General features: G+C 63.2%; 8 protein-coding genes. 5 read left to right on the plus strand and 3 right to left on the minus strand.

Going from position 1 to position 15,784, the window contains the following annotated elements:
* Positions 1–469: 469 nt before the first annotated feature.
* The 3 genes from V7773_RS18370 to cbiE are packed head-to-tail and all read right to left on the minus strand — an operon-like array spanning position 470 to position 3,490.
* Positions 470–1,192, minus strand: a complete 723-nt coding sequence (locus tag V7773_RS18370; RefSeq protein WP_336074371.1) for a cobalt-precorrin-6A reductase — start codon at positions 1,190–1,192, stop codon at positions 470–472.
* Positions 1,189–2,286: a cobalt-precorrin-5B (C(1))-methyltransferase gene (locus tag V7773_RS18375; protein ID WP_336074372.1), complete on the minus strand. Its 1,098-nt coding sequence runs from the start codon at positions 2,284–2,286 to the stop codon at positions 1,189–1,191. Before V7773_RS18375 ends, V7773_RS18370 begins: the two co-directional genes overlap by 4 nt.
* Entirely contained in the window at positions 2,279–3,490 is a 1,212-nt protein-coding gene (gene cbiE, locus V7773_RS18380; RefSeq protein ID WP_336074373.1) for a precorrin-6y C5,15-methyltransferase (decarboxylating) subunit CbiE, read from the minus strand. Before cbiE ends, V7773_RS18375 begins: the two co-directional genes overlap by 8 nt.
* A gap of 339 nt (positions 3,491–3,829) precedes the next feature.
* On the opposite strand from cbiE, the gene cobG reads away from it, so the two are divergent.
* From cobG to V7773_RS18405, 5 genes are all read left to right on the plus strand, one after another.
* Positions 3,830–5,149, plus strand: coding sequence for a precorrin-3B synthase (gene cobG / locus V7773_RS18385; protein ID WP_336074374.1), 1,320 nt, complete (start codon positions 3,830–3,832; stop codon positions 5,147–5,149).
* On the plus strand, positions 5,142–5,768 hold the full coding sequence (locus V7773_RS18390; RefSeq protein ID WP_092147054.1) for a precorrin-8X methylmutase: 627 nt from the start codon (positions 5,142–5,144) through the stop codon (positions 5,766–5,768). The genes cobG and V7773_RS18390 overlap by 8 nt, the downstream gene beginning before the upstream one ends.
* A complete protein-coding gene (locus V7773_RS18395) occupies positions 5,768–6,499 on the plus strand; it encodes a precorrin-2 C(20)-methyltransferase (RefSeq protein ID WP_060739361.1) in 732 nt (243 codons plus the stop codon). The genes V7773_RS18390 and V7773_RS18395 overlap by 1 nt, the downstream gene beginning before the upstream one ends.
* Positions 6,499–8,187 (plus strand): precorrin-3B C(17)-methyltransferase, encoded by a 1,689-nt coding sequence (gene cobJ, locus V7773_RS18400; protein ID WP_336074375.1) that lies wholly within the window; start codon positions 6,499–6,501, stop codon positions 8,185–8,187. Before V7773_RS18395 ends, cobJ begins: the two co-directional genes overlap by 1 nt.
* Before the next feature lie 421 nt (positions 8,188–8,608).
* Positions 8,609–15,679, plus strand: coding sequence for a TcdA/TcdB pore-forming domain-containing protein (locus tag V7773_RS18405; protein WP_336074376.1), 7,071 nt, complete (start codon positions 8,609–8,611; stop codon positions 15,677–15,679).
* Positions 15,680–15,784: the final 105 nt, after the last annotated feature.

A 15,784-nucleotide genomic window follows, 5' to 3' on the forward strand; every position in this document is an offset into this window, starting at 1 on the left:
AGTTTTTGTGGCGAGGGGATTTATCCCCGCTGGGCTGCGAAGCAGTCCCAAAAGCCGGCACCTCGCAGCATCAGCCTAACCCCGTGCTGTCGTTCAGGGGCTGCTATGCAGCCCAACGGGGATAAATCCCCTCGCCACAGGGCGGCGGCTGTACGCAGGTTAGTCGACCGGGGAGTCCAGCATTACCGGCGCGCCCGAGGGCGCCCTGCGCACAACCACCATCAAGTGCAGGAGTGGATACCTGACTGGACGGAGCTTGTGAACCTGCTGAAACCACCGAGCGACTAAACCCGATCACTGAAGGGCAGTGACGGGAATCAAGTTACCGGCGGCCTCCAAGGCGCACAAGCCGGCGGATTCTGGCGAAGTTGTAGGCTGCGGCGCAAGACGATGTAGCCTGCTGTCGTAGTTCCTACGGGACAGGGCTGTAGGGATATGTAGGCCTTCAGCGTTGCAGCAAAAAAGACTGTCAGACCAGATGTCGCAAGCCCTGCAATACCTCATCCACGGTCCCAAACTCCCGATCCACCTCCGCCAACACCGGCCGCTGCAAAATCAACACCGGCACCCCCCGCTCCCGCGCCACCTCCAGCTTCGGCTCAGTCGCCGTGCTGCCGCTGTTCTTGCTGACCAACACATCGATCCGCCGACGCTCGAACAGCTCGCGCTCGCCTTCGATGTGGAACGGCCCGCGGGCGCCGATGACTTCGCAGCGTTCATTGCCGGGATAAATGTCCAGGGCGCGCAGGGTCCAGAATTGCTCTGGCGGAATTTCGTGCAGGTGTTGCAGTGGTTCGCGGCCGAGGGTGAACAGCGGGCGGCGGAAGGGTTTCAGGGCTTGGATCAGTTCGGCCCAATCGGCCACTTCGCGCCAGTCATCCCCGGCCTGGGGCTGCCAGGCCGGACGGCGCAGGGCCCAGCAGGGGATGGCGCAGGCGCGGGCGGCGTGGGCGGCGTTGTGGCTGATTTGTGCGGCGTAGGGGTGAGTGGCGTCCAGCAGCAGGTCGATGCCTTCGGCGTGGATGAAGTGCGCCAACCCTTCGGCGCCGCCGTAGCCGCCGACGCGCACCTGGCAGGTCAGGTCGGTGGGGACGCGGCCGATGCCTGCCAGGCTGTAGATGTGTTGGGGGCCGAGGGTGCGGGCGATGGCCAGGGCTTCGGTGACGCCGCCCAGCAGGAGGATGCGTTTCATCGAAGCTCTCCGGCGTGGCCGACGATCCCGCCCTGGCGATCGATGGCGAAGACTTCGACCTGGACCTGGGCCGGCACCACGCTGCGGGCGAAGGCCAACGCGTGTGCGCACACCGCGTTGCCGAGGGCGATGCCAGCGGCGCTGGCCATTGCCAGGGCTTGCTGGCTGGTGTTGGCCGCGCGGATGCCTTGCTGCAACGCCTCATCGGCACCGATAGCGGCGGCCCACTCGGCCAGTTGTGGCAGGTCGATGCTCGAGTGACGGCTGTGCAGGTCCATGTGGCCGGCGGCGAGTTTGCTGATTTTGCCAAAGCCGCCGCACAGGCTGAGTTTTTCCACCGGGACCTTGCGCACATGCTTGAGCACGGCACCGACGAAGTCGCCCATTTCGATCAGGGCGATTTCCGGCAGGTTGTAGACCCGACGCATGGTGTCTTCGCTGGCGTTGCCGGTGCAGGCGGCGATGTGCAGATAGCCGTTGGTTTTTGCCACGTCGATGCCCTGGTGGATCGAGGCAATGTAGGCCGCGCAGGAGAACGGCCGGACGATGCCGCTGGTGCCGAGGATCGACAGGCCACCCAGAATCCCCAGGCGTGGATTCATGGTTTTCAGCGCCAGGGCTTCGCCGCCCTCGACATTGACCGTGACCTCGAAGCCGCCAGCATATCCGCTGTCTTGCGCCAGACGGGCCAGGTGATCGTTGATCATCTTGCGCGGCACCGGGTTGATCGCCGGCTCACCGACCTCCAGCACCAGGCCGGGGCGCGTCACCGTACCGACGCCACGACCAGCGACGAAACGTACACCGGGCTCGGCGATCAAGCGTACCTGGGAAAACAACAGGGCGCCGTGGGTCACGTCCGGGTCGTCGCCCGCGTCTTTGATCGTCCCGGCTTCGGCACCTCGTTCGGTCAGCCGGCAGAACTCCAGGCGCATCTGCACGTGCTTGCCCTTGGGCAGTACGATTTCCACGGCATCGGCTTCGGTGCCGCGCAGCAGGAGTCGAGCGGCCGCCAGGCTCGTGGCCGTGGCGCAACTGCCGGTGGTCAGGCCGCTGCGCAAGGGGGCGGGTTGTTCGGCGGTTTCGTCACGCATCGAGAGGCTTCGTCAGGTCGAGCAAGGTGATCGGCAAGGCCTGGCGCCAGGTGTCGAACTCGCCCAAGGGCTGGGCCTGGGCGATGTGGATGCGGGTCAGTTCACCGCCGTGACGTTCGCGCCAGTGCATCAGGGTCGTTTCGCTTTGCAGAGTCACGGCGTTGGCGACGAGCCGGCCGCCGGGCTTGAGTTGGGCCCAGCAAGCCTCAAGCACTCCTTCACGGGTGACACCGCCGCCGATGAACACCGCGTCGGGCCGCTCCAGGCCTTCCAGTGCCTGTGGGGCTTTGCCGCGAATCAGTTGCAGGCCGGGCACGCCGAGGCTGTCGCGGTTACGTTCGATCAAGGCCTGGCGACCTTCGTCGGCTTCGATGGCCAGGGCCCGGCAACTGGGGTGGGTGCGCATCCATTCGATGCCGATGGAGCCGCTGCCGGCGCCGACATCCCAGAGCAGCTCGCCAGGGGTTGGCGCAAGACGGGCGAGGGTGATGGCGCGCACGTCGCGTTTGGTCAACTGGCCGTCATGTTCGAACGCGCTGTCCGGCAAACCGGCCAGACGAGACAGGCGTAACGTTGAAGGTTCGGCCCGGCATTCGATAGCGATCAGGTTCAGGTCGGCGACGGTGTCATCGGACCATTGCGCGGCGCAACCGTCGATCCGTCGTTCTGCCGCACCGCCCAAATGTTCCAGCACGGTCATGACGCTCGGGCCGAACCCCCGCTCGCGCAGCAACGTCGCCACGGCGGCAGGGCTGTGGCGGTCATTGCTCAGCAGCAACAGCCTGACGCCTGTGGATAAATGAGCGCTGAGTGCCGCCAGGGGGCGCGCCACCAGCGACAGCGTGACCACCTCCTGCAACGGCCAGCCCAGGCGCGCCGCCGCCAGTGAACAGGAGGATGGCGCCGGTATCACCAGCATCTGGTCGCCAGGCAGCTGTTTCGCCAGGCTCGCGCCCACGCCATAGAACATCGGATCGCCGCTGGCCAGTACACACACCGACTCGCCCTGTCGCGCCAGCAGCGGCTCCAGGGAAAACGGGCTGGGCCACAGTTCCCGTTCGCCGCGGATGCACACCGGCAACAATGCCAGTTGCCGGTCGCTGCCGACAATGCGCGACGCCCGCAGCAAGGCATGGCGGGCCGTCCGGCCCAGGCCCTTGAAGCCGTCTTCGCCGATGCCCACTACGGTCAGCCAGGGTGTCATCTGTGTTCCTCGAATCGATGGGGTTGATTCCCGGGGGCCTATGCCCGCGAACCGGGCCGCCATCATACCGCGCCCCTTCACTTAAGACTTGTGTGAGTCATTGTGGCGAGGGAGCTTGCTCCCGCTGGGCTGCGCAGCAGCCCTTTTGGTGAGCGCTTCGCCTGGAGCGCCAGCCCGGTCAAGCGGGAGCAAGCTCCCTCGCCACGGGCTCATCTACTTTCAGTGAACAACATTGCCTGTCGTCCGCAATCCGACCGGCAAGCTTTTCATGACCCCCGGCAAAGCAGGCATAATGGCGCTCCTTCGCCGTCGTGGCGTGCCTTGTCTAGCGGTTATCCCTTGAACGAACGTCCATCAACCAACGTCATACGCCCCTCGGGTTGTCCGGGTTTGTTGCGTGTCGTCCAGGCATTGGACGGTGGGATCTGCCGGATCAAGCTCGATGGCGGTTCCATCCGGGCGGACCAGGCCGACGCCGTGGCGGCCGCAGCCGAGCGGTTTGCCGGTGGCGTGATCGAGGCGACCAACCGCGGCAACCTGCAAATCCGCGGCATCGGTCCTGAGCACGGCGCGCTGATCGAACAATTGCTGGCCGCCGGGCTTGGGCCCCGAACCCCGGCTGGCGATGACGTGCGCAACCTGATGCTCAGCCCCTCAGCCGGGACCGACAGGCAGATGTTGTTGGATACTCGTCCGTTGGCCGCGCAGATCCTCGTCACCCTGCAAACCCATGAGCGCTTCCATGAACTGTCGGCCAAGTTCGCCGTGCAACTGGACGGTGGGGAAGCGTTGGCGATGCTCGAACATCACCACGACTTGTGGCTCTCGGCCCTTGTCCGTAACGGCGAGCCCTGGTTGGCCTTCGGCTTGGCCGGTTCCCCATTGGATAAACCGGCAGGCAAGGTGCCCCTGACCCAGGGGCATGCCTTGGTGGTGGCGGTGCTGGAGTTGTTCCTCGACTTGGCCCGCCCGGACCAGATCCGCATGCGCCACTTGCTGGCTGAAGTCTCTGTGGATGAGTTCATGACCCGGCTGGCCCGTCGTGTGCCCCTGCAAGCGTGCCTGGATTGGCAGCGGGACGCGTCCATCGATGGACTGCACCTCGGTGTTCATCCCCAGCACGACGACCGTGTCTACGTCGGCGCGGCGGCGCCCCTGGGGCGGCTCGATGCGGTCATGCTGCGGGGAGCGGCGCAATTGGCGCGGGAGAAGGGCGACGAAAGCCTTCGTTTCACCCCTTGGCAGAGCTTGCTGCTGCCCAATGTGCGCAGCGAGGACGCCGACCAAGTGCTGGCGCGGCTTGAAGGATTGGGCCTGTTGTGCTCGCTCGATCAACCCCTGGCGCAGCTCATCGCCTGCACCGGCTCCAGTGGCTGTGGCAAAGCCCTGGCCGACACCAAGGCCGATGCCCGCCAACTGGCCGAGCTGCTGCAACGCCAGGGCCAGACCCTGAAAGTCCATCTGTCGGGCTGCTCGCGTTCCTGTGCGGCAGCCCATGTCGCGCCTGCCACCTTGCTGGCGGTCGCCCCCGGTCGTTACGACCTGTATGTTCGCGATGCCACGCTGCCGGGTTTCGGCGCGTTGCAGGCACACAATCTATCTATTGAAGCGCTCGGCCACTGGCTCGACGCTCGCCCCCGGAGCCCCCTTGATGCTTGATTACATCCGCGACGGTCAGGAGATCTATCGCAACTCCTTCGCGATCATTCGCGCCGAGGCCAACCTGGCGCGTATCCCGGCCGACCTGGAAAAACTCGCGGTGCGGGTGATCCACGCCTGCGGCATGGTCGAGGCCGTCGACGGCCTGCAGTTTTCCGAGGGCGCAGGCACGGCCGGGCGCCAGGCGCTGGCCGCCGGTGCGCCGATCCTGTGTGATGCGCGGATGGTCTCCGAAGGCGTGACCCGGGCTCGCCTGCCGGCCAACAACCCGGTGATCTGCACCCTGCGCGACGAAAGCGTGCCGGCGTTGGCCCTTGAGCTGGGCAACACCCGTTCGGCCGCCGCCCTGGAGCTGTGGCGCCCGCACCTGGAAGGCAGCGTCGTGGTCATCGGCAACGCACCGACCGCGCTGTTCTATCTGCTGGAAATGCTCGATGCCGGCGCACCGAAACCGGCATTGATCCTCGGCTTTCCGGTGGGTTTCGTCGGGGCTGCCGAGTCCAAGGCGATGCTGGCGGCCGACAGCCGTGGTGTGCCGTTCGTGATCATGCAAGGCCGTCTCGGCGGCAGCGCCATGGCCGCCGCGGCCGTCAATGCCCTCGCCACGGAGATTGAATGATGCAGCAGCCTGGACGTCTGATCGGCCTCGGCGTGGGCCCCGGTGACCCGGAACTGATTACGGTCAAGGCCCTGCGCCTGCTGCGCGAATCGCCCGTGGTGGCGTATTTCGTCGCCAAGGGCAAGAAGGGCAACGCCTTCGGCATCATCGAGGCCCATTTGCAGGACGCGCAGACATTGCTGCCATTGGTCTACCCGGTCACCACCGAGGTGCTGCCTGCGCCGCTGTCCTATGAACAGGTGATCGCCGATTTCTACGACACCGCCGCCGAGCAGCTGGCCGTGCACCTGGATGCCGGTCGCGACGTGGCGGTAATCTGTGAGGGCGACCCGTTCTTCTACGGCTCCTACATGTACCTGCATGATCGCCTGGCCGAGCGCTATGAGGCCCAAGTCATTCCCGGCGTCTGCTCGATGCTCGGCGGCGCTTCGGTGCTCGGCGCGCCGCTGGTCTATCGCAACCAGAGCCTGTCGGTGCTCTCCGGTGTCTTGCCCCACGACGATCTCAAACGCCGCCTGGCCGACGCCGACGCGGCGGTGATCATGAAGCTGGGGCGCAATTTCCCCAAGGTTCGCCAGGTGCTTCAGGAACTGGGCATGGACGGGCGAGCGCTGTACGTCGAGCGAGCGACCATGGCCAACCAGAAAATCGTGCCGTTGGATGAAGTCGAGCCGATGTCTTCGCCGTACTTCTCGTTGATCATCGTGCCGGGCGAACGGTGGCAGGGTTGATGGCCGCCAAGACGCCGGCCATCGTCATCCTCGGCCCCGGCAGCCTGGCAACCGCCCGACGGATTCAGCAGCGTTACCCCGACGCCCTGATCCATGGCCTGGCCGGACGGGTCGAGGGTGATCGGCAATACCTTGAGTTTGGCGCGACGATGCGTGAACTCTACCAACAGGACACACCGATCATTGCCTTGTGCGCGGCGGGTATTGTCATCCGTACCCTGGCGCCGCTGCTGCTGGAAAAAGGCGCCGAGCCGCCGGTGCTGGCGGTGGCCGAGGACGGCAGTGCCGTGGTGCCACTGCTGGGCGGCCTGGGCGGGGTCAATGTCATGGCCCGCGAGATTGCGCAGACGCTGCATGTCGCGCCGGCGATCACCACCAGTGGTGAATTGCGGTTTGGTACTTGCCTGCTCAATCCGCCGAGCGGCTACAGCCTTGGCGATCTGGAGCAGGGCAAGCGTTTCGTGTCCGATCTGCTCGCTGGCGAATCGGTACGCATCGAGGGGGCCGCGCCGTGGCTGGACCAGGCGCAGTTGCCCGAGGATGAACAGGCCCGGCTGGCGATCCGCATCGACAGCGCCGCGGGCACGCCTGCGGCGGATGAGCTGCGTATTTATCCGCGCAATGTCGTCGTGGCGATCAGCGCGGGGGCGTCGCCGGCCATTGGCGAGACTCTGCGTGAAGCCGGCCTCGCCATGCAGTCGCTGGCATGCCTGTTGGCGGCGGACAGCGACATGGCCCGGCCAGAGTTGCATGAAGCCGCATCGGCCTTGAACGTGCCGCTGCGTTTCGCGCCGGTCGTTGGTGACGTCGGCCAATGGCTGAACGAAGCCCTCGTCCAACCCGGGTCAATTCGCATATTGGGCGAGCATGCCGTCGCTGTGACCGAGCAGCCCCTCGACCCTCGACAGGTCGGCCGCCTGCGCGGGCGCCTGGCGGTGATCGGTCTTGGTCCCGGCGCTGCCGAGTTGATGGTGCCGGCGGTACGCGCCGAACTCGACCGCGCCACCGATGTGCTGGGCTACGAAACCTACGTGCGCATGGCTGGGCCGTTCCGGGCCGATCAGGTGCAGCACTGCACCGACAACCGCGAAGAAATGCAGCGCGCCCGCCATGCCTTCGAACTGGCGGCCCAGGGCCGCTCCGTGGTGGTGGTGTCCTCCGGTGACCCAGGGGTATTTGCCATGGCCGCCGCTGTGCTCGAAGCGTTGCACGAATCGACGGATGCCCAATGGCACGCCGTCGACCTGCAAATCCTTCCCGGCGTCTCGGCCTCCCTGGCCACCGCCGCCCAGGCTGGGGCGCCGCTGGGCCATGACTTTTGCGTGATGTCGCTGTCGGACAACCTCAAGCCCTGGTCGATCATCGAAAAACGCCTGGACCTGGCCGCCGAGGCGGATTTGGCCCTGGCGTTCTACAACCCGATCTCGCGCTCTCGACCCTGGCAATTGGGGCGGGCGCTGGAAATCGTCGCGCACCATCGTACGGCGCAGACGCCGGTGGTGTTGGGACGCGACATCGGACGCCCGGGCCAGACGCTGCGCGTCACGACGCTGGGGCAGTTGACCCCGGATCAGGTGGACATGCGCACCATGGTGCTGATCGGCTCTTCCACGACCTGTGTCTTCCCTCGTGCCGAAGGCGGCGACTGGGTGTACACACCGCGCTGGTACGGCAGTAAACCGCTCTGATGAACTCCGGTGGCCTGCCTGGGCCACCGCTTCCTGATTCCCGCCCCTGACTGCACCCGGGTATTGGTCTGCGTGCCTGTATCCGGTTTTTTCGGAATGTAATAAGTCCTGACGTTAGTTGGCTGATTTATTGGCAGCAGGTCGAAAGTTCTAATGTTTCGAATGCCAAGTTGTGAGGAAATAAGATGAACGTTCACCGTTGGACATTTATTGAATTCCTTAGTGGTTGAGCGCGGTCTTGATGAGGGTTATGTTCGTTTTGACTTTGCGGGTCGTCACGGCCCTGGATAAGGTCAGTTAATTAATCAGACCACTGATTCATGGGTTGTCAGCGCATGGATGCGTGTCGTTCAACTTGTTGATGTTCAGGCGCCTGAGGGCTGTCCTGGCTATTTACATACAATAAATGGAAGTGTTGTTCATGAGTGAATCTGGAATTTCATCGACGGGCAGCTACGTCGATTTTGTGGGGTTGTTGAGGCTTAAGGATCTTGAACAGGCATTAATAACCCACAAGGGCACCGATGAATATGAAGCGGTGTTGCGCTATTACTTCGGTTGTATCGCCTTGCTCGATTCTCCACAAATGTTGGAGCCATTAGGGTTGCTCAAACAGGCCGTGGGGGCCTTGCGGGGAAACAGCAGGCGGCGGCGTACGCCTGAGTTGCCGGAAGTTGCCGAGGCTACGGATCTGGCGCACGCCTACAACAAGATAGAGGGTTTCGAAACGCGCCTGCGCAATAGCGTCGAACAATTGAAAGTGCCCGCCACCGAGGTGCCAAAAAAACTGCATTTGGTCTGGCTGGGCGGCGGCGTCGGAGCGATCCAGCGTGACTACATCAATGTCTGGAAACAGGTGCTGGGCCCGGAGGGTTATCGCATCAGTCTCTGGTATGACAGCGATGCACTGCTGGCCTATGAAACCAACCGGATCATTGTCGAAGCGGCCAAGGCTGATGCCATGCTCAATGGCGCAGAAAACAGTGTCGATCCATTCATGTTGGGCGACCGTTACGAAGAACGCGCCATCGTCCTGAAGCAGCAGATGTACGCCCATATCACCGAGGCGGTGAAAAACGGCGGCAGCGCCGATGACGCGAGAATCGATCTGCTGGTTCGGGCTTACGGCCAGGACAAGGCACGACTGGTGGCCCTGAGGCGCGATAACCGGCTCAGCCTTGAAGCGTTGGCCGAGGGTAGCCTGGCATTGCGCGATCTTGCCAGCGGTGAATTGCCACTGCATCTGCAGGATGCCTACGAACGCGAGATCAGTCTGCGTGGCATGCTTGCCGGGGGCTCCGATATCGTGCGTGTCGAAGCCTTGTTCGCCGAGGGTGGCAGCTACGCTGATGTCGATGGCCTGCCGCCCTTGGCGGAAAAGCTGGGCGAGGTGGACATCCGGGCGTTCCAGACGGATGCGCGGCTGGGCGTGCTGCAGCTGCTGCTGGATCGAAACCCCGAATGGATGCCCGGCCGTCAGGCCCAGCGCAATAAGTACACGGACTACGTCAACGAGATTCCAGCCGAGCATCGCGAAGCGCTCGAGCGTTTCGCTAAAAGCGGACCGGCGTTGAACCGCGTCTTTCGCCCCCCGGTGGAGCGCCTGGCCCGACCGGACGAATTGCGTGCTGTCGTCGAACAGCACTTGGTGAGCAACGCATTCCTGATGGCCCACCCTGGGGCGGCGATGCTCAAGAGCGTGATCGAGCGTTTGCGGCTCAACTATGAAATCGTCGACGCCACCGCGCGCCTGGCCGATGAGCAAAACGTCAGCCTGGTCGACGTCGAGGCCATGAGCGATCTGGCGGGCCAGGCCGCGACGCAGGCGTTCGGTGCGTTTCATGAGCTGCCACCGGAAATTGAACTGGCCGTGGCTTTTCTGGTGCAGGCGGCCGCCGCCTACTACAGCGATGGCATCCGCCCCCAGAGCGAAGGCACGATCTATCTCACCGGTCCCGCCGCCATGCGCCAGGGAATGGCGGACTACCAACGCACCCACTTCACCCCTCAAACCGCCGAACAGTGGCAGGCTGAGGTGGCGATCACGGCCGTCGCCACGGTCAACCGGGCGACGGAGGAGGAGCTGGATCACTCCTGGAAAGAGAACGCGCGTGACACCGCGCAATGGCTGATCGACGAAAAAAAACGCTGGCAGGAGGGGCAGTTCAAGGCCCGTTATGCGGGTGATATGGCAGAGCTGCTCAAATACCGCGCCCTCCAGTTCGATGAAGGCTGGCCGGTGATCGAGGGGCGGCATGTACTGTCTACCGAGCTGTTGCAGCATCTGGCCGATGAGCTGGGTGAGCCGTTCATGCAGATGATGAGCCAGCGCCATAACGGTGAGGTGATCTTCGATAAGCCCATCCCGCTGGGTTTTGATGAGCGTCAGTCGATCCGCGATCAAAGCGCCTATGCGTTGCCGCCCGCATCGGTGAGCGATTCGCGGACGCGACAGCTGTCGATCGCTGAACTGCTGGAGCGCCTGGCCAGCGACCGTTTCGAAGTCGCTCGGCTGAGCCCTTTGCAGCGTCTGCTGCTGGGAGGCTTGAGTGGCGCGAAGGCGTTGGATAACCGCAGCTTCGACGCGGCTCGGCCATCATTGGACAACCTGGCCAACAACCTCGCCACGCACGGAACCGCTGGCCGTTATGCGGCGATCGAACAAGCGTTGCTCCAGCGTCAGGCGCCGGCCTTCCTGGCCGGGTTGGCCAGTGCTACCGATGCGTTACCGAGGCATGGCGAAACCGCCTTGAGCTTGAAGAAAACCGCGTTGGAGCAGCCGTTGACGTTGCGCCAATGGGGCCAGCACGTGGCCCGGATTCGTCAGGTGGCGCAGCTTGAGTATCGCGTCCGGATCATCGAACGCCTTGGTACTGTTCTGAACGGTTTCGAGGCCGCCACGAACAAGCTTGTACCGCAGGATCTGCTGCTCCAGGGTGAGGGTGACAGGGTCGGCGGACGTTGCTATCCCCTGGCCCTCGCCATGGCGGCGGCCGTGTCGCAAGGCAAGGCTGCGGTCAACACCTTGCGTGAGCGTTTCTACCTCGCGGTGCTCGAACCGGGTGCAAGCGATTCGGTGGCCTTCCTCAACAGCGTGGAGGCGTTGCGCGATGTGCAGCTCGGCGATGTGGGCAGTGCGCTGGCGCGCTCGGACCTGAGTGAGGTCGTGGATATCCTGCAAGCCAGGACAACCACCAGCACGCTGATGCTCAACTCCGATAACCACGCCATGCTGGTGGCCAAGACCGTGGAGGGTGAGCGCAGCACCTATCACTTTTACGATCCGAATTTTGGTGTGTTTGAGTTCGAGCATTCGACCCTGTTCAGGCAGGCGCTGGAGCGGTTTTTTCTCCAGCAGGACATGGCCAGCCATTACGCGGCGTATGGCGATGCGGCGCGGCCGACTTTCGACCTGGTCGAACTGGAAGGTGCACGGGTGTCGAGGCAGGTATTGCCAGGCGCGATTGAGGTTTCGAAACTGCTGCAACCCGGCGCCTTGCCTGGGCAGTCGCAACGCCCTGTGAGGCAGCGGTTGGCCAGCGCCCGTGGACAGTCGCTGCAAAACAATCCTCGACTGGGCAGCTGTCTGCTGGCGCTGGATGGCCATTGGTGGAGCCAGCAGATCGAGCAAGCGACGAGCCGCCTCCAGCAGGAAAACCAGCTGGCGGCGCACCTTGTGCCGTTGTTCGATACCCTGGAGGTCTCACCGGACGGGGCGTACCGGGTGAGCCTGATCGATCCGGCCAATCCTGAGCAACTGGTACGGGTGGTCACGGATGACCATCGGCTCCTGCGGATAAAAAGCTACCTCTCGGAACAGTTTTCAGCCTTGGCCAACAAACCTTCCGTGCCGAGCGACCCCACCGAAGTAGGGGGCGTCCACACGCTGAACGCCGGCTTCGCCATACAAGCCTTGATGAACGCGTTGCGCGGCCAGGAAGGATCGGGTCGGCCCCTGACCCTGGCGGTGCGCTTGCACGCCTATGTCAACTACGCGCAGTTGGTGCATGGCGTCGTGGCGGATATCGCCGGCCTGGTCGGCCTGGTTCGGCAGGCGCTGGCCGAAGAGAAACTGATTGCCCGTACCGTCGCGCCAGTGGTCAAGGCGGCGCTGGGGTCCAGTGTCAGTGAAGCCACAGGGGGGCTGCTGCAACTGGCCAATGTCGGGTTTGACATCTACCAGTTGGCGACGGCCCACAACGACGTCGAACGCGCTCAGTTCGGCACCCAGCTGGCTTTCGACTCCGCCAGCCTGGTGTTGTCGGTGAGCGCCTATGCGGTTGGCGCCACGACGGCCGGCGCAATGCTGGGCGGCGCCGCGGTGATGCTCGGTGGGTTGGCGGTGGGGGTCGCGGCATTGGCCCGGGGCTTCGCCACCATTGCCGAAGAAGCCAAAGAGGTCGGGTTGTTATTCGATGAAATCGCCAAGGCTCATCTGCAGGCGTACCACTTTGATGCCAGGCAGGGTGCATGGCTGCCGCGCTCGTCGTTGATCGTCCAGGCGCTGGATCTGACTCGGGGCGCATTGATGTTGGACAGCCCCAAGCTCTATCCGCAACGCGATCACTTTGGGGTGCCGACGATAGAACTCGATTACGACCGGGCCATTAACATCCGTCGAGATCTAGGTCTGCCGGGTCAAGTTGCATTCAAGCCACCCGCCGGCCAAGTCATCGTACTGCCCTGCACACCGCAAACCTGTTACCGCTATGAGTACATTGCCCTGCCATTCGCGACATCGCGTCATGACACCGGGTTCGACACGGCACGGCGCCTGGAGAAAAGAAAAGCGGACGGCAGTTGGCAATTTCAGTTTTCCTTTTATTCGTTTCCCAGTGAATACATCGTCCGTCGCATGGTTCCCGATTATCGGCCAACGGTGATCGACGTGTTGCTCGATAGTGCTGACCGTTCACTGGTGGTGCCACTCATTCCCCCGATTTGGCACAACATGATCGCTTATAAAATCCAGGGGGCCGGCAAACGATGCGCATTGGTCGTTCATCCCGGCGTGAAGCTGAGCCTGGAGTCGACGAGCCTGCAGGTGTCCACTTGGTTTATGGACGCCTCTTGGGCCTCGGAGAAAGAGATCAGGATTGAGCGTCACGATCAGTTCTTCATCGACGACGTTCAGGTAACGATCATTGGAGGGTGGCGTCACGAAATTTTACTCCGGCTTGCCGACAATCAAGTATTCAAGGTTGATGTGGCCAACCGCACGCTCGTGCTTTTGGAACTGGACGCACCGCCCGACATGGATCAGCAAACGTTGCAGGATCATTTCAAGGCCCTGGCTCGAGACCACCGTCTAGCGATGGCGTACACACCGATTCACCACCACCTCATTCCGTTTGAGGACCCGGACGAGCCTCGCTACGTCACGGCCTGGTATGACGCGAAGGAGGACCGCTTTCTTTACATTCGCGACGATCTGCTGGGTGTCGAGGACGCGGTGCTGAGGGCAGTGGTCGGCGACTCTTGCTATTTCTACGACCCGCAGAACGTGATCATCTGGCAAGTCGATGCAGTCACTGGGTTGGTGAGCCATCGTTACTGGTTGCGCAGTACGAGCAACCTGGCAAGCACCATCAAGAGCGTCGAGGCGGACGCGCAGGGGGTGATTCATGTCGTCCAGCAAAACACCCGCGCGGACCAGAGCGTCGATGTGCTGGTGTATCTGATCCATGACGGGCAACTGCTGCTCAGTTCGATTACGCGAGAGTTGGATCTGGCGATGGAACCGATCTTGAGTGCCAGCGAGACGCTGGCCGACTGGTCGCAGGTACTGGGTGACAGGCTGCCCTTCACACCGAGTACCCATTCTGAGGACTCGTTCGTCACCGTCAATTGGCAACCGGCCCCCTTCGTTTCGATCTGCTGGAAGTCCGATGCGCAGTGGCGGGACATGGCCTGGGTTCGCCGCAGTGACTGCTTGATCATTCGTCCTTCGCCGCGACGAGACCAGCCACGTGGATGGCCCGACTCGATCAAGAACATGACCGACTTGACGCTGCTCGCACCGCCGGACGACAGCGATGTGTTTGTCATCTATGACCGGCTCAAACAGGAACTGTGCGGCAGGTGGCGTACGCTGGTAGAGGGCCGGGGACATTGGGCCAACCGGTGGGCGCGTGTCCCCGGCCTGGAGGATGTCATCGCCGTTGACGGTGGCTACGTGGCGCTGACCTCGGGTGGCGTGTTCTACAACCTGAGTGGCCGAGGCGACCTGGCGCTGGGCGGCGTCAGGGAGCAGTGGTTCAAGGACCGGGCACAATGGTGGACGGCCCTGGATGCGCTGGTCCTGCAGCACAGGAACAAAACGCTTGCCCTGATCGGTTTGACCAACCTCAGTGGTGACGAGCGGTTGTGCGCCTGGTACGTCGGCAACCGGTTGCTGCTGGCTGACCTGGGCAGCACCAAGGAGCTGCGGTTGCTGGGCGCAACCCCGGACGGCGAGGCCGCCTGGTTGCTCGACGTGGCGAGCGGCGAGGTCTATCGCCAGGCCTTTATCGATCCGCAGAAGCTGGACGCTGCCTTTGGCCAGGGTTCGCAATTATTGAAGGCTGACGTACTGCCCCACCCCCAGCGTGAGTGGTCGCCCTGGCAGTTTGTCGAGTTGACGGCCGATGGCGCGGGCCTGCGCGGCGTGACATTCGAAGGCGTGGAGGTCCTGCTGCGTGACCAGGCGCCGGCGCTGGTGACCGGTGTCACTCAGGAATGGGTCGTCACTCAAGGGGGGCGGGAGATCGAGGGGCTCAGGCAATTGACCGCCCGTGCGTTCTCCAGCCCACTGCTGTCGGTGGGCGATCCCGATGACCTGAAGTGGTATGTCGCCGGGACTGAACGTGTCATCCGGGTTCCCAAGGCCGCCATCCCTGAATCTTTCGAGGTACTGGGGACCCAGCGGCAGACCAACGTCCTGTTGCACGAAAGCAGGAGCGGAACGCTATTGTCCTTGCCAGGCATGGGGCATGGCGGACCGCTCAGCTATGTCCAGCGTGAAGGCGAGGTGATGGTCGTCGAGGGGCACGAAGCGAAGATCGATGATCTGCTGCCGTTGATGCCGGATGACGTCAAGATCCTGATCCTGCGCATGGGGCAGGGCGCGGTGAGTTACCGGTTGTCAAAAGCAGCCTGGTTGAGAGTCAAGTCGGTGGTCCTCGACTGCCGACATCCCCTGGGCAACGCGGTGACCATCCCCGGCAAGTTGATCTGGGAGCTGGATGAGCCGGACCAGTTATGGCTGAGCAAGGTTCATGAGCACTTGGTGATCATCGATCCGAACAGCGGTCACAGTGTGATTTTTCGAGAGGTGTATGCGGCCGATGTCAATTTGCGTGGCGACGTGTTGCTCAGCTTCGGCGGGGGGCAACACTATGCCGTTTCGACACTGATGCAGCGCCTGGATGCCCTGCCGGATCTCCAGAATGGTGTCCTGCTGCAAGCGTTGTCGGATGAAACGTATGCGGTGGAGAGCAACACGGTGGGTTGAACCAAGGCCGTTATCCAGGGTTAGGTTTTAAGTAAAAAAGGAGTTGTCGGTGTGTTAGTCGACAACTCTTTTTTGATTGGCCGTCATTCCGTAAAGACGTTGCGC

This window comes from Pseudomonas sp. 3JA, assembly GCF_036961705.1.
Classification (GTDB): Bacteria; Pseudomonadota; Gammaproteobacteria; order Pseudomonadales; family Pseudomonadaceae; genus Aquipseudomonas; species Aquipseudomonas fluorescens_Q.

What these genes read in the sequence shown, in the direction of transcription:
- V7773_RS18370 (WP_336074371.1), bottom strand. Translation starts at nt 1,192, where the DNA reads ATGAAACGCATCCTCCTGCTGGGCGGCGTCACCGAAGCCCTGGCCATC.
- V7773_RS18375 (WP_336074372.1), bottom strand. Translation starts at nt 2,286, where the DNA reads ATGCGTGACGAAACCGCCGAACAACCCGCCCCCTTGCGCAGCGGCCTG.
- V7773_RS18395 (WP_060739361.1), top strand. Translation starts at nt 5,768, where the DNA reads ATGCAGCAGCCTGGACGTCTGATCGGCCTCGGCGTGGGCCCCGGTGAC.
- V7773_RS18390 (WP_092147054.1), top strand. Translation starts at nt 5,142, where the DNA reads ATGCTTGATTACATCCGCGACGGTCAGGAGATCTATCGCAACTCCTTC.
- cobJ (WP_336074375.1), top strand. Translation starts at nt 6,499, where the DNA reads ATGGCCGCCAAGACGCCGGCCATCGTCATCCTCGGCCCCGGCAGCCTG.
- cbiE (WP_336074373.1), bottom strand. Translation starts at nt 3,490, where the DNA reads ATGACACCCTGGCTGACCGTAGTGGGCATCGGCGAAGACGGCTTCAAG.
- V7773_RS18405 (WP_336074376.1), top strand. Translation starts at nt 8,609, where the DNA reads ATGAGTGAATCTGGAATTTCATCGACGGGCAGCTACGTCGATTTTGTG.